Genomic DNA, 14655 nt, shown 5'->3' with positions numbered 1-14655 from the left:
CAATTAACATTTACTTTAATAGTAAACGCTGATCCCTACAATCAAATTTTAATAATAAATTATTGATTCTCTTGCGGTAGCGCAAACTTTCCTAATATCGGTTCAAAAAGTAAGCGGAATCAATCGTTACCGAACATTAAGATCTTGTTACACTCTAGTTCTTTTGTCGTATTTAACGAGTTTTAAGTAGGTTTGTCAACGAAATAGAAAACTTTTCCTATTACGTAGGATTACAGGGTGAGTGCACACTTTGCTGTTACGTAGTGGTATTCTTTTAAAAATGAAAAATCCGAGCTCACACAGGTCGGAAAATCGCCTACAGTGAGCGAACTACAGGTTACTTGATAGCACTATAAAAAGGGATAGGGCCCAGCAATGAGCCCTGTATGAATGTTTTTTGAAATTTAGCGCAAGCTGGTTATTCAAAGCGCATCGAAAGATCGATACTTTGTACATGCTTGGTCAGTGCGCCGCTTGAAATAAAATCAACACCGGCTTGTGCGTAAGTCGTCAAAATTTCAATGGTCATATTACCAGAGACTTCCAGCTTGGCTTTGCCTTGTGTGATTTCAACTGCTTGTTGAATCTCACTTACGCTGAAATTATCTAACATAATAATATCGCTGCCTGCATCCAAGGCTTGTTGTAATTCGCCCAGATTTTCTACTTCAACTTCTACTGGCTTGTCCGGATGATTATTGCGCGCGGTCGCAACGGCTTTGGCGATACTACCACAGGCTGCAATGTGGTTTTCTTTAATAAGATACGCGTCAAATAGACCGATTCTATGATTTTCACCACCGCCACATTTAACTGCGTATTTTTGTAGTGCTCTTAACCCAGGGATGGTTTTACGTGTATCCAGCAGTTTAGTTTGCGTACCGCTCAGCATCTCAACATATTTTGCTGTGGTAGTTGCTGTGCCCGACAGTGTTTGTACAAAATTAAGTGCCGTGCGCTCTGCGGTTAGGATCGCTTTTGCTGAACCACTTGCGGTAAACAAACGGGTATTAGCGGTGACAAGGTCGCCGTCGTTCACAAGTACATTGACGCTAACACTTGGGTCGACTTGCTGAAAAACCTCCTCGATTAACGCCTTGCCAACGAACACACAATCTTCCCTCGTGATCACATAGGCATTTGCTTGCTGTGTTTCTGGGATAAGGGCTGCGGTAATATCACCTTGGTTTGGTGTTTGATAATTAAGATCTTCGTCTAGCGCCTGTTTTACCAATTGGCTGATAAGATTTTGGTCAATCATAGGTTGTCTTTTCATTTTTCTGTAATGGCCGAATTTTACGCGCGTTTGTCTAGGAGTACAATTGATGGAGAAGAATTCATGGAATTTGGCGGCGCGATTTTTATTTCGCGAGGTAAATCCGCTGCTACGGTCATGCGTTGTTTGCTACTGTGAATTTACATCGCGACACTATCGTTAAATTACACCTAGGTCCATCCCTACCTTTTGTCTTATTTTGTCTTTATAATCGATTCTAAACCAAGGCTTGGAACTAATACTTTGAATTGGCTACCTTTTGCTAAACACAAGCAATCCCCACATTACGATGCAAGACCGCAAGCGTGCGAGATAGATTTACTGGTTATTCATAATATCTCGCTGCCCGCAGGGGACTTTGGCACGCCGTATGTGGAAAACTTATTTATGGGTACGCTGGACTGTGGTGCGCATCCGACTTTTTCTGACTTAGAGGGAGTTAGGGTGTCGGCGCACTGTGTTATACGTCGTGACGGTAGCATCACCCAATACGTTCCTTTTGTTGAGCGGGCATGGCATGCGGGCGTGTCGCAGTGGCAAGGTCGAACTCGCTGCAATGACTTTGCAATTGGTATTGAGATGGAGGGAACAGACACCACGCCATATACCGAAGCGCAATATGCGAGTTTAGTAAAAACAACGCGTTGGCTGCAACAGCACTATCCAAAACTGACGAATGATCGTATTGTAGGGCACAATGATATTGCTCCAGGACGAAAGACAGATCCGGGAGCTGCATTTGATTGGCAGCATTATTTTACCTTGTTAAATAACCAAGAGAGCTAGGCAAGCATGATCTTAATTTCTATCATCATCGCGCTTATTATTGAACGACTTGGCGCGCGGGCGGATTACTGGCAAGTCGACTATTATCTGCAAAGTTACTACGCGAAAACCAAATCTTGGACTCAGCCAAGTGCCATGTTGGGCTCGCATTTCGGTGTGATGCTTTGGTTAGTTATTCCTGCATGTGTCGTTGCTTTTATATACAGCTTAAGTGACTTTGTATTTTGGCAGTTTGCGATCAATATCTGTGTGCTCTTGGTCTGTTTTGGTTGTGCTAAATATCGCAAGCTCTATAAGGGCTATTTGAATGCACTGACCAGAGGTGATAACGAAGCCGCTACGCTTTATGCGTTGCAAATGGGGCAAGACAAATTAGAAGACGAGCCAGGCGGAGAGACGTTTGGTCAGACGCTTTCGTGGATCAACTTTCAGCACTACTGCGGAGTTATTTTTTGGTTTGTGGCACTGGGCGCGCCGGGCGCTGTGCTATATGCGATGGTAAGACAAATTGTGCATTGGCATCATGAGCAAGAAAATCCGCCGCTAGACCACGTGTTTGAGCAGTTTTGCCGGTTATTTTACTGGTTAAATTGGATCCCTGCTCGGATCGCAAGCTTCGGTTTTTTGATTATAGGTAACTTTAGTAAAGGTACATCAAGTTGGTTGAAGTATGTGCTAGATTTTAAAACCACGAATCGTCAAATTGTCACAAGCACTGCACTTGCGGCCGAGCAAATTGAACAGCAGTTTTTAGGCTGTACCTTTGAAGCAAGCTGTATGATGCGTCTTGTGAAGCGTAATATTTTGTTTTATCTCGTGATTATTGCTGTGCTGACTTTATTTGGGTGGGTTGAGTAAGTAACCTAAGCTGCAAAGCACACCTTTATATAACAATGCTCCATATACCGTCAGTGTATATGGAGCTGTTGACATCAGTGCTTGAAGTTGGCCTCTAACCAGCGCTTTTTCAGCTCTTCCATCTTAGAAATAAGCGGCGCATCAAAGCCCATGTTTCGAACCACATAATCAGTGACGTCAACCAAATCACAGACACCTGTGATGGACCACAGCGCCTCTTCAAGGTCTTTTGCTTTGTGGATTGCGTAATGGCTTACGTAACGTAACTCATTAGCCAGATAGTCCATATCTGGGCGGCCGGTTTTTGACACGTAAAGCTGATAGACAAAAAGTAAGTCGTTGCGTAGCGCCTTTTTAGCATATAAATACAGGCTATCAAGCGCTTCTTCGTGGGCAATAACTTGCGCGCTTACCGCTTCGTGTTGACTGCTTTGCTTTGGGTCAAATTTAATAAACACCAAATATTTAAGTGGTTTATCTTGTCTTGATTTTGCTTTTAGAATTTCTGTTAGCTTCTCTTCGACAAAGCGCTCGGGGAAAACAGCCTTAGCGTCTAAAGTATTGTCATCGTTATCGCTAAACGAGTGCAATAAGTGATGGAGGGATGTTGGGTAGAGTCCTTGCCCAATCGCTCCAACTGCATTATGTGAGGTTTCTTTGTGTAAATAAAGGGGGAACTGACAAACCGATTTCGTAACCATATTACGCAGTGCAAGAGACAATCCCGGTACCTTTGGTGTTTCATCACAAGCGACTAACTTGTCTTTGTTGTTTTCTATCAACGCTTTGAAGAAGTTCATTGCAGAGTGGTCCAACTGACCTATCTTTTGTACTTTTAGGTTAATGATAGTTTTGGTTTTATTTACCATCATCACTTCATAGCGTAAGTTGGTTAAATTATGCTGTTTCGTCAATTTTTGTAAATCGACCAAGTCTAAGTGTATGGAGTCGCCCTTATTCAGCGGCATTTCTTGGCCGCACTCTACTTGTAAGCCCATTACTGAAAAGTCGCGGGTTACACAGTTGAAACTCCCTTGACCGTCAATGTGAACGACGGCACTGGTTTTATAAAGGTAGCGCCTATGCGCACGCAAGTTAACGTACTCTAAGGCAACCACTTCAAGGGGAGGGGGGCTAGCTGACTTGCCGTGGCCAAACTTTTTTAATTGATTAACTAAGTTTTGTTCATAACTTAGTCGTTGAAATCGCTCATTAATAGATGGATTGCCAATATCTGTTAGCAACATGAGATATTTTACATCTTGAATAAAGCCTTGAACCCTTGGTGTCGGGCGCTTATTTAGTTTCTCGATATTTTTTCCTGCACTGGCAGGAAGCGAAAGCGGGATAAACGCATCTTCATGATGGCTTGGCATCAGCTGTACTTTAAACGTGCGCCAGCTGTCTTTTTGACTGCCAAAGGCAAAAAACAGATCGTTTAGTTGCTGCATTTCTTCCAGTTCAAAGTCAAAGGCTGAGTAAAAGTACATTTTACCTTGACTAGAGTGAGTAAACACATGGCATACCGCTTCTTTTACCGCGCCAGAAAGCGCGAGCAGTCGCTGAATTCGTTTTTGGTTGAAGACGGAATAAAGGCTTGATTGCTTTCTTTCGTCCTCAAAGTAGTAATTGATGTAAGCGTTATTTTCGTTGGTGAGCACCATACTTGGATAAAGTTGTTTTTGTTTCTCACTGATGAAAACAAACAAAGAGCAGACCCGTGGTAGATAGTATTGTTCATAGCCCTTACAAACAACGGCATCCAGAGTGTTGTCGAGATTTATTTTATAACGGCGCTTGTTACCGTGAATAAAGCTATTCAAAAAGTCATCAAACCCTTGGTTTTTCTCGATAAATGTACGTTTTAAGCGAACTTGATTATATTCAATCGTACCCGGTTCTACGGCGACGACTTCATACTGAATACCTTCTTTCAAGCCAAGCTCAAAGTCTTGCTCGAGACCCACTAAGCGGATCGAAATAATTTGTCCAGGGTCGACTTGCTGATTGGTCGGTAATTTTATTTTAGCGCCGCTGAGGGAAATATCGGAGGTCGTGGCGGAAACCTTAGGGCGATTTTTTGCCAATTCCACCGTTATTTTAATGGAGTAATTCATGCGCTCTTCGGAGCGACTTTCGTATGACGCGAAACGAACGAGTTTAGTGTAGTTATGATTCTCCGCGTCCTTCTCTACCTCTTCTTCGCGCGCTTGGGCCTGCTTTTGCATGACTTTATAATTATTGTCGGTACTCATTACAGACTCGTAAACTGCAAGAGTATAACCCCCGTGTTTAGCGACTTCCCGTTCGAATACTTCGATTGCCAAGTCGTCCATAAAGTGCTGTTTGCCTTCGTATTCGTAAGGCTTAACTTGGCCTGCGACTTGTCCTCTGAGGTCAATAAATCGTGCCACGGGCTGAGACAGCCGCGACATTTCCATTTTTAACAGAAATTGGTCTGGCTTAGATAAGTCCGCAGTTCGTTGCTTAAATATGCGATCAAAAGCCGGATCGCCAAGATCCAGTTTTAAATCCTCAATTAAGCTTTGATATTTTTGTAATCTATCTTCAGGCATAAACAGTTTTACACGCGCTCATTTTATGTGACCAGTTGGGTCACCGCCAATATTATGTCAACATTGGCGCTTTATTAGTTTATTCTTAACCTATTATTGTGTTTAAGCAAGATATATACCTGTAATTTATGGCAAAAAAGAAAACAGCATTTGTATGTAGCGATTGTGGTGCCGAATTCGCGCGTTGGCAAGGTCAGTGCTCGGAGTGTAAGGCGTGGAATACCGTAACGGAATTTCGCGTTCCGTCAGCAAAGTCGGTTCCTCAAGGTGGTTCAACGTCAGGTTATGCTGGACTGGTTGAAGCTAAAGTACAAACCTTAGATGAAGTTAACCTTGAGCAGTTACCACGATTTTCAACGGGATTTAAAGAGTTTGATCGTGTCCTTGGTGGCGGTGTTGTGCCGGGAAGTGCAATATTAATCGGTGGTAGTCCCGGGGCTGGTAAGAGTACGGTGCTGCTGCAAACCATGTGTCGCCTTGCTGAAACCATGAACACTTTGTATGTCACAGGTGAGGAGTCGCTGCAACAAGTTGCCATGCGTGCCACACGATTGGGGTTGCCTACAAATAAGCTTAAAACACTCGCTGAAACCAACGTTGAAACAATTTGCCAGCTCGCGCTTCGTGAAAAGCCAAGCATCATGGTTATTGATTCAATTCAAGTTATGCACATGAGTGATATCCAATCGGCACCGGGGTCAGTTTCTCAAGTGCGTGAAAGTGCTGCTTATTTGACGCGTTTTGCCAAAACCAACCAAGTTGCCATTATTATGGTGGGGCATGTAACTAAAGATGGTACACTGGCCGGCCCTAAGGTGCTGGAGCACTGTATAGATTGCTCTATTTTGCTAGAAGGCAGTGCGGACAGCCGTTTTAGAACCTTACGTGGCAATAAAAACCGTTTTGGTGCTGTAAACGAATTGGGTGTGTTTGCTATGACAAGCCAAGGCTTAAAGGAAGTAAACAATCCTTCGGCTATTTTCTTAAACCGTGGCGAAGCGCAAACACCAGGCTCATTAGTCATGGTTATTTGGGAGGGCACACGGCCACTCCTTGTGGAAGTCCAAGCGCTAGTAGACTATTCACAGCTCGCTAACCCGCGTCGCGTCACTGTTGGTTTGGAGCAAAATCGTTTGGCCATGCTACTTGCGGTATTGCATCGTCACGGCGGTTTACAGGTGTCGGATCAAGATGTGTTTGTAAACGTTGTAGGTGGCGTCAAAGTGACTGAAACCAGTGCCGATTTAGCCTTGATAGCTGCGCTGGTTTCAAGCTTTAAAAACCAAACCTTAGACAGGCAGCTGGTGGTATTTGGCGAGGTGGGTCTTGGTGGTGAGATCCGACCGGTGCCTAGTGGGCAAGAGCGATTGCGTGAAGCGTCCAAACATGGATTTACAAGAGCGATTGTACCAAAAGCAAATAAACCAAAAGAGAATATTGAGGGGATGGAAATTGTTGCCGTCTCTAGCCTCAGCGAAGCGCTTGAGGCACTTTTTTAAATAATGGAGTGAAATATGAATAAGTCCACATTAGCAGTTGCCGTTGTGGTACTAGCGGGCGCAGGGTATGTTGGTGCCAACTACTATGTAAATGAGCAAGTGAAACAAGAAATCACCAAGCAAATAGAAAGCTTCGAACAAGACAGTGGCCTTACGGTGAGTTTTGCAAACAGCTCTGTTGATTTATTTACCCGTGGAGTAGAAATCACCGACTTAATAATTTCACAACCCGATGAAAATATAGCACTATTTACCATCGATAAGCTCAATGTTGTAGGTTACGAGCAGGACAAAATTAGCCCTTATACCGAGCTTGATCTAGTTGGTTTGAAATTAGCAAAAGAAGCTGAAGAGTTTACCCAAGGGATGTCGCCGGAGCTGGTGAATGCAACGTACCATTTGAATACAAGTCTCGCCTATGATGAAGCATCTGGCGCCAGTGAGTTTACATTAGCATCTTCTGCAGAAGGCATTGTGAAGACTTCTTTTAATGCTGCGTTTGGAAACAGTAAGGCTTTTATGGATGCTTCATTGGCAGCTTCAAAAATTCAAGGTGATACACCGAACCTTGAGCAAGAACTTCAAGCACAGTCGCAGATGATGACGGCAATGCAGTCTCTTGAGTTAAAGTCCCTTAGCATTAATATTGATAATGCAGGCGGCTTACCTCAATTACTTGAGTCTGAAATTGCTCAGCAGGGCATGAGCAAGGCTGACTTTCAGGCGATTGTTGCTCAGCAACTGCAAGTGATGATGTTACCTGCTGAAATTCAAACGGCTGTAAATGACTTTGCTAATGGAGTGGAGTCACTTGCGATATCTGTTTCGGTACCACAAAGTCAAAGTATGATGGCCCTGGGGCAGCAATTATCCATGTCTATGGCGCAAAATCCAGAGACACTGTCTGAACTTATCGAAATCAAGGCGAGCGGTAAATAAAGTCAATCCAGCTAGTTTAACGGGGTTGTGGACTTGCTCCTCAATCCCTCCATCTCTCATAAACCCATTCATTCGCAATATTATTTTTACCAAGTTGGTGAAATCTAAAGCAGCCTTGAGGTTGATCATACAATTCGTTGGAGTTGCAAAGGCTGCGGTGGTAGCATTGGAGTATCAATTGCTTGGGAATGTATTTATGAGCGAATTCAAAGACTACCAGCAAGCTCAATTGCTATTAGAAAAACACGAATTATTTATTGCCCCTGCCGAAGTTCACGGCACCATTTCTGGGCTATTGGCCTGTGGTCTAAATATCGAAGATTCAGAGTATTTGGGTCTATTGAGCGACGTATTTAACGACGGTCAAAAATTTTCAGCGCCAATTAGAGAGTTTTGCATCGATTTATATAAGCAAGTTGCCGAGCACTTCAACGACGGTGAGTTCCAGTTTGAATTATATTTACCGCCGGAAGACGAATCATTACACGACCAAGCTAACGCACTGATTGCTTGGGTATCCGGCTTTTTATTAGGCTTTGGTTTAAAGCAAAAGGACTATGGCAAGTTATCTGCAGATGTTAAAGAAGTAATTAACGACTTTAGCGAAATAACCAAGCTTGATACTGGTTTTGAAGACAGCAATGACGATAAAGAAGCACTGCTCGAAGTGGTAGAATATGTGCGTGTTTCTACACTGTTATGCTTTGCCGAGATGGGTAAAGAACCCCAGTCCGTTAGCACATCAAAGACGATACATTAATTATGATAAAAAACAGCGAGTTTGTAGCACGCCGTGCGCGTCTTATTGCGGCACTTGATAATAATGCTGTCGCAATTATTCCTGCGGCTGTTGAATTAACCCGTAGCCGCGATACCGAGTTTCCGTTTCGTCAAGATAGTGACTTTTTTTATCTCACCGGCTTTAAAGAGCCTGATGCGGTTTTAGTATTAACAAAAGACCGTGAGGGTAATGGTCAGTCTACGTTGTTCTGTCGTAATAAAGATAAGGTTGCTGAGATTTGGCATGGTCGCCGTATGGGCTATGAGCAAGCTAAGTCGCAACTTGAACTCGACCAGACCTTTGCGCTGAGTGACTTAGACGACGAGCTATTAAATCTCGTGAATGGTCGCAAGGTATTATTCTACGGCCAAGGCACGTACAGCGCCTTTGATGATAAGGTTTGGCAGTTACTGAGTACATTACGTGGCGCACCGAAAAAGGGCTATCGTGCCCCTGAGATCATCAAAGATATTCGTTCACTCGTCCATGAAATGCGCTTATTTAAGTCGGATGCTGAAATCGAAATTATGCGCGAAGCGGGCAGAATTAGTGCTGAGGCGCACAAACGGGCCATGCAGTTTGCAAAGCCGGATGCGACGGAATACCAGCTTGAAGCCGAAATTCATCATCATTATGCAATGAACGGTGCGCGTCACCCAGCCTATGGCACCATTGTTGGTAGCGGTATCAATGCAACGATTTTACACTACACCGACAACTGTGACGCGCTACAAGACGGCGACTTGGTACTGATTGATTCGGGTTGTGAACTGGAAGGCTATGCGGCTGATATAACTCGTACTTTCCCAGTAAATGGCCAGTTTACTGATGCGCAGCGCAAGATTTATGAGTTGGTATTGGCGGCGCAAAATGCGGCCTTTGGTGAAGTAAAACCGGGTGGTACATTAGTCAAAGCCAATCAAGTGGCGATGACAGTATTGACTCAAGGGCTAGTGGATTTAGGCATTCTTGCGGGCGACGTTAACGAACTCGTAGAAGCGCAGGCATGTAAAGCATTTTATATGCATGGTTTAGGTCATTGGCTGGGTCTTGATGTTCACGATGTCGGTGAATACAAGTTAGATGAAGCAGATCGCCCATTTGAACCAGGTATGGTACTTACCATTGAGCCGGGCCTGTATTTTGACGAAGATGCGCAAGTTCCTGATGATTATAAAGGAATTGGCATTCGTATCGAAGATGATTTGTTGGTTACAGACTCCGGTTATGAAAACTTAACCGAACTGGTGCCAAAAACCATCTCAGAAATAGAAGCATTAATGAATAACTAGTGGACACTTTGCGTGCAACAGTTTGATGTCGTCGTGGTTGGTGGGGGTATGGCGGGAGCCAGCGCCGCCATCGCCATAAAAAAAGTCTCTCCGCAGGCAAAGATTGCGGTTATTGAAGCCTTTGCGCCAAAAGGCAAGCAGCATCCAAGTTTTGACGACCGTAGTATTGCGCTTGCTGCGCAGTCGGTCGCATTTTTGGGCGCGCTAAATCTATTTAATCCCGAGTGGCAATACGTTGAGCCAATCACACAAGTGAATGTTTCTGACAGAGGTCACTTTGGTAAAGCGTGGATCAATCCTGATGACTACAATCAAAAAGCGTTAGGCTATGTGGTTGAAGTCAATCCCTATGGCTGCTTTTTACACGAGCAGTTGAGCAGCCTTGATATTGCACTGTTTTGCCCAAACCAAGTGGCGCATATACATCAACAACCAGAGCAGGTTGAACTGACCCTCGATAATGGTGAGCAATTACAAAGTCGATTACTGGTTGTTGCGGATGGCGCACAATCTCCTACGCGGGCTAAGCTCAATATTGGCTTTGATAGCATAGGCTACGAGCAAGGTGCATTGATTGCCAATGTGCAAATCGACACGGCACATCGTGGTCAGGCATTTGAACGCTTTACTGAGCATGGACCAATGGCGCTGCTGCCAATGAGTGATAATCGTTATTCGCTGGTGTGGTGTATGCCAAATGAGCACCTTAGCGAGTTTGAAGCGATGGCAGCACATGAGTTTTTAGCTGCATTGCAGCAAGCCTTTGGATATCGCGCTGGGCGCTTTGTGCAAGTGGGTATGAGAGCAAGTTATCCGCTGGTGCTTGGGCGAGTAGAGCAACTCACTCATCATCGGGTGGTGGTGATTGGCAATGCGGCGCATGCTATTCATCCCATTGCAGGGCAAGGCTTTAATTTAGGTCTACGAGATATTCAAGTACTTGCCTCACAATGTCAGACATATAGGCTTGAAGAGTGGGGAAGTTTTCAATTTACGCGTGCTTATCAACTGGCGCGAGCGCAAGATATTAATACGGTGATGACATTAACCGATGCGCTCGTTCGACTATTTTCAAACTCATCAAGAACCTTAGCTTTAGGCCGTAGTTTAGGTCTACTCACCATGGCGCTGTCCAAAACAGCAAGAGCGCCGCTGGCCAAGCAATTGATGGGATATAAAGGATAAAGGAGTTGGCATGCAACAAGTTCAAGTTTGTATTGTTGGTGGTGGATGTGTTGGTTTAACGCTGGCGCTAGGGCTTGCGCAGCAAAATATCTCGGTATTAGTGCTAGACAGTGGTGAAAAACCAACGCCATTGGCACAAGAATACAGCGCACGCGTAAGCGCAATAAGCGCAGCAAGTCAGGCTTTATTTGAGCGCTTGGGCGTTTGGCCTGATATTAAAGCGCAGCGCGCCGCTGCATATACTCGCATGGATGTCCGTGATAAAGACAGCTTTGGTAAAATCGCCTTTGACAACGAATCGCTAGACTTACCTGAGCTTGGTCACATCATTGAAAACGATGCCATTCGCTATGCGTTGTTAACAGCACTCGAAGCACAGCAATCGGCCAAACTGATGTGGAACACAAAGTACCAAAGCTTGCATCAAACAGACACCGATGTGTTGCTAACGTTGGCTACTGGTGAGCCGGTGATGGCAAAGCTGGTGGTAGCAGCTGACGGTGCACGTTCGGCGATTCGTCAGCAGTTTAATATGCCAATCACTTATTGGGATTATGACCACCATGCGCTTGTTGCAACGATAAAAACTGCAGCACCTCATGATGCAACGGCAAGGCAAGTGTTCCTCCCTGATGGACCGCTGGCCTTTTTGCCGCTTGATGACCCATATACTCATTCAATTGTATGGTCTACCGCACCGGATAAAGCAAAGCAACTACAAGCCATGCCGGCCGAGGCGTTTAATAAAGTACTAAGTGCAGCAATTGATATGCAGTGTGGCGTGTGTGAATTGATTAGCGAAAGACATGTTTTTCCTTTAACCATGCGTTATGCAAAACAATGGGTGCAAGGGCGGATCGTTTTAATGGGCGATGCGGCACATACCATTCACCCACTTGCAGGTCTTGGCATGAATTTAGGGCTAAAAGATGCTGCCTATTTGATCACCTTGTTATCAGCACCGCAAGAGCAATTTGCCAGCACTCGGATACTGCGCCAATATGAGCGCAGCAGAAAAGCAGATGCTCAAAAGCATATTGCCATGATGCAAGGGCTTAAAGAGCTGTTTGAAGGCAATCATCCGCTTAAAAAGCTAGTACGTGGTGTGGGCCTGAGCTTGGTCGACAACCTCGGCCCAATCAAGCACCTGTTCGCCAAAGAAGCGATAGGCGGTAAATAAAAAGATCGCCGCGTAAAGCGGCTCCTACAGAGGTTTTATGCTGCTGGTAGGAGCGGGTTTACCCCGCGATCTTTTCCTAAATCAGTATCGCCGCGTAAAGCGGCCCCCACAGAAGTTTTATGTTGCTGGTGGGAGCGATTTTACATCGCGATCTTTTCCTAAATCAGTATCGCCGCGTAAAGCGGCCTCCACAAAGTTTTATGTTGCTGGTAGGAGCGATTTTACATCGCGATTACTTCAATAATCTCGCTGCATAAAACGTCTCCCACAAGGGTTTTATATTGTCGGTAGGAGTGATTTTACATCGCGATCATTTCAACAATCTCGCCGCATAAAGCGGCCCCTACCGAAGTTTTATGTTGCCGGTAGGAGCGATTTCACATCGCGATCATTTCAACAATCTCGCCGCATAAAGCGGCTCCCACAAAGGTTTTATATTGTTGGTAGGAGCGATTTTACATCGCGATCTTTTCCTAAAACAGGCATCACCAACTTTATAACTCCCCAATCCCATTGCTTAAATAAATACAATTCCAATAAGGATAATCACCAATCTGTTTTACCAACCCTGCCCGAAGCGGATTTGCAACTATGTATCTTGCTTGGTTTCTTAACATGGTATTATGCAAAATACAGGTATCATAAAAATCTTTTTGCCATAGCTGCCGAATATTCATTGTTCTTAGCTTAGTTGCCGTTCTTCCCTTTAAAGACTTAATGGCATCAGACAAAGAACACACATCCTTTAGTTGAAACAGGAGGTGTAAATGATCAGGCATCAGTGTGTAGGCAATTAATTTGATAAAGTTATCCTGCTCAAGGTGGTAAATTTCGCGAATAACAACTTGATTGACTGCGAGGTTATTAAAAACGGCTGTTTTGTTTTTACAGCAAATGGTGATTGCATAATATTGACCAGCCGATGAAACTCGGCCCATCCTTAAACGGCAGCTATGTGGCATGACTCTCTCCTTGAGTTCATTAATAAGTGCTCATGTAAGTATAGGACAAGATCGCCGCGTAAAGCGCCTCCCACAGAGGTTTTATGCTGCTGGTAGGAGCGGGTTCACCCCGCGATCATTTCAACAATCTCGGCGCATAAAGCGTCTATCACAGAGGTTTTATGTTGCTGGTAGGAGCGATTTTACATCGCGATCTTTTCCTAAATCAGTATCGCCGCGTAAAGCGGCTCCCACGGAGGTTTTATGTTGCTGGTAGGAGCGGGTTCACCCCGCGATCATTTCAACAATCTCGCCGCGTAAAGCGGCTCCCACATAGGTTTTGCGCTGTTGGTGGGAGAGGGTTCACCCCTCGATCATTTCAACAATCTCACCGCGTAAAGCGGCCCCCACAGAGGTTTTATGTTACTGGTAGGAGCGGGTTTACCCCGCGATCTTTTAACCTAATCTCAATGCAATAAACTCAGCGAGTTTATCAACCGCGTGGGCGGATTCTTGGGTGTTTTTGACAAGGCTGATGCCTATCTGGCCGAGTTCGGGTAATATTTGAGTTTGGGTCTGATAAGGCAGCTCTGCTGGCACGGTGCTTTTGGCCAGCACAGTGATCCCGAGTCCCTCTTTTAAAGCGGCGGTAAGGCCGGTTAAGTCGGCGTTGCTATATACAATCCGGTATTGTAATCCAGCTTGTTGCAGCGCTTCGATAGCACGGCGGCGATAAATACAGCCCTCCGGCGCGGTGACTAAAGTGACAACAGAATACTGCGCAAGCGATAAATCGCCAACCCAAACTAGTTGGTCTTGCATAAACACTGGGTATTTGGACGAGCTCAGCTCCTCATTAAGCGCTAGCACCAAATCAAACTGGTCTTGCCTTACCACGGAAAGTAAGTGTTTACTCAGTCTTGATTTAACTTCTAATGCAACATCAGGATATAAAGAAACGAAATCGCCAATAATTGAGGGTAAGATCCTTGCTGCAAATTCGCTGGGAATGCCTAAACGCACTCGGCCCGTCACGCTCTCAGAGGTAAATTGCTGAATAATTGCATCGTTCTGCTGCAGCATTTGTTTAGCTAGGGGCAAAAGTAGCTCACCATATTGATTCAATACCTGTCTTTGACCCTGCTTTTTAAACAGCTTGCAACCTAGCATGTCTTCTAAACGTTTGATTTGCAAGCTAACAGCTGGCTGAGATAAGCCAAGCAACTCCCCAGCCTTGGCGAAGCCACCGACATCAACCACAGTGACCAGCGTTCTTAATCCATCAATTGATAAGTTTTTCATATAAGGAAATGCAATTTATAAAACCCAAGTACATTAATAT

General features: G+C 44.7%; 12 protein-coding genes. 8 read left to right on the top strand and 4 right to left on the bottom strand.

Features of this window, described 5'->3' with window-relative positions:
- Nucleotides 1-418 precede the first annotated feature (418 nt).
- Nucleotides 419-1261, bottom strand: a complete 843-nt coding sequence (gene nadC, locus L1D50_RS14790) for a carboxylating nicotinate-nucleotide diphosphorylase (RefSeq protein WP_239966303.1) — start codon at nucleotides 1259-1261, stop codon at nucleotides 419-421.
- A gap of 258 nt (nucleotides 1262-1519) precedes the next feature.
- Between nadC and ampD the strand changes: the two genes are divergently transcribed.
- Both ampD and ampE read left to right on the top strand, forming a co-directional pair.
- Nucleotides 1520-2062 (top strand): 1,6-anhydro-N-acetylmuramyl-L-alanine amidase AmpD, encoded by a 543-nt coding sequence (gene ampD, locus L1D50_RS14785; protein ID WP_239966302.1) that lies wholly within the window; start codon nucleotides 1520-1522, stop codon nucleotides 2060-2062.
- Nucleotides 2063-2068: 6 nt separating this feature from the next.
- Nucleotides 2069-2920, top strand: coding sequence for a beta-lactamase regulator AmpE (gene ampE, locus L1D50_RS14780; RefSeq protein ID WP_128725953.1), 852 nt, complete (start codon nucleotides 2069-2071; stop codon nucleotides 2918-2920).
- A 74-nt stretch (nucleotides 2921-2994) separates the two neighbouring features.
- Here the strand turns inward: ampE and L1D50_RS14775 are convergent, their stop codons facing one another.
- Nucleotides 2995-5496, bottom strand: coding sequence for a PilZ domain-containing protein (locus tag L1D50_RS14775; RefSeq protein WP_128725952.1), 2502 nt, complete (start codon nucleotides 5494-5496; stop codon nucleotides 2995-2997).
- 128 nt (nucleotides 5497-5624) lie between these two features.
- On the opposite strand from L1D50_RS14775, the gene radA reads away from it, so the two are divergent.
- From radA to L1D50_RS14745, 6 genes are all read left to right on the top strand, one after another.
- Nucleotides 5625-6995, top strand: coding sequence for a DNA repair protein RadA (gene radA, locus L1D50_RS14770; protein ID WP_010370516.1), 1371 nt, complete (start codon nucleotides 5625-5627; stop codon nucleotides 6993-6995).
- A 15-nt stretch (nucleotides 6996-7010) separates the two neighbouring features.
- Nucleotides 7011-7934, top strand: coding sequence for a DUF945 family protein (locus L1D50_RS14765; protein WP_239966301.1), 924 nt, complete (start codon nucleotides 7011-7013; stop codon nucleotides 7932-7934).
- Between the two features lie 196 nt (nucleotides 7935-8130).
- Nucleotides 8131-8694, top strand: coding sequence for a UPF0149 family protein (locus L1D50_RS14760; protein ID WP_026000986.1), 564 nt, complete (start codon nucleotides 8131-8133; stop codon nucleotides 8692-8694).
- 2 nt (nucleotides 8695-8696) lie between these two features.
- Nucleotides 8697-10007, top strand: a complete 1311-nt coding sequence (gene pepP / locus L1D50_RS14755) for a Xaa-Pro aminopeptidase (protein WP_239966300.1) — start codon at nucleotides 8697-8699, stop codon at nucleotides 10005-10007.
- A 12-nt stretch (nucleotides 10008-10019) separates the two neighbouring features.
- A complete protein-coding gene (ubiH, locus tag L1D50_RS14750) occupies nucleotides 10020-11192 on the top strand; it encodes a 2-octaprenyl-6-methoxyphenyl hydroxylase (RefSeq protein WP_239966299.1) in 1173 nt (390 codons plus the stop codon).
- A gap of 10 nt (nucleotides 11193-11202) precedes the next feature.
- Nucleotides 11203-12372 carry an FAD-dependent monooxygenase gene (locus L1D50_RS14745; RefSeq protein WP_239966298.1) on the top strand — a complete coding sequence of 390 codons (1170 nt, stop codon included), beginning with the start codon at nucleotides 11203-11205 and terminating at the stop codon, nucleotides 12370-12372.
- A 494-nt stretch (nucleotides 12373-12866) separates the two neighbouring features.
- On the opposite strand, the gene L1D50_RS14740 is transcribed toward L1D50_RS14745, so the two are convergent.
- Nucleotides 12867-13334: a transposase gene (locus tag L1D50_RS14740; protein ID WP_239966297.1), complete on the bottom strand. Its 468-nt coding sequence runs from the start codon at nucleotides 13332-13334 to the stop codon at nucleotides 12867-12869.
- Nucleotides 13335-13769: 435 nt separating this feature from the next.
- On the bottom strand, nucleotides 13770-14615 hold the full coding sequence (locus L1D50_RS14735) for a LysR family transcriptional regulator (protein WP_239966296.1): 846 nt from the start codon (nucleotides 14613-14615) through the stop codon (nucleotides 13770-13772).
- Nucleotides 14616-14655 lie beyond the last annotated feature (40 nt).

Source organism: Pseudoalteromonas sp. Isolate6 (assembly GCF_022398435.1).
GTDB classification, from domain to species: domain Bacteria; phylum Pseudomonadota; class Gammaproteobacteria; order Enterobacterales; family Alteromonadaceae; genus Pseudoalteromonas; species Pseudoalteromonas galatheae.
The sequence above is the reverse complement of the archived record's forward strand: the minus strand, read 5'-3'. Positions and strand labels throughout refer to the sequence as shown.

Bases quoted from the DNA above. Each gene is read 5' to 3' on its own strand.
- pepP (WP_239966300.1), top strand. From the start codon at position 8,697: ATGATAAAAAACAGCGAGTTTGTAGCACGCCGTGCGCGTCTTATTGCG.
- ampE (WP_128725953.1), top strand. From the start codon at position 2,069: ATGATCTTAATTTCTATCATCATCGCGCTTATTATTGAACGACTTGGC.
- L1D50_RS14735 (WP_239966296.1), bottom strand. From the start codon at position 14,615: ATGAAAAACTTATCAATTGATGGATTAAGAACGCTGGTCACTGTGGTT.
- L1D50_RS14775 (WP_128725952.1), bottom strand. From the start codon at position 5,496: ATGCCTGAAGATAGATTACAAAAATATCAAAGCTTAATTGAGGATTTA.
- nadC (WP_239966303.1), bottom strand. From the start codon at position 1,261: ATGATTGACCAAAATCTTATCAGCCAATTGGTAAAACAGGCGCTAGAC.
- L1D50_RS14765 (WP_239966301.1), top strand. From the start codon at position 7,011: ATGAATAAGTCCACATTAGCAGTTGCCGTTGTGGTACTAGCGGGCGCA.
- L1D50_RS14745 (WP_239966298.1), top strand. From the start codon at position 11,203: ATGCAACAAGTTCAAGTTTGTATTGTTGGTGGTGGATGTGTTGGTTTA.
- radA (WP_010370516.1), top strand. From the start codon at position 5,625: ATGGCAAAAAAGAAAACAGCATTTGTATGTAGCGATTGTGGTGCCGAA.
- L1D50_RS14760 (WP_026000986.1), top strand. From the start codon at position 8,131: ATGAGCGAATTCAAAGACTACCAGCAAGCTCAATTGCTATTAGAAAAA.
- L1D50_RS14740 (WP_239966297.1), bottom strand. From the start codon at position 13,334: ATGCCACATAGCTGCCGTTTAAGGATGGGCCGAGTTTCATCGGCTGGT.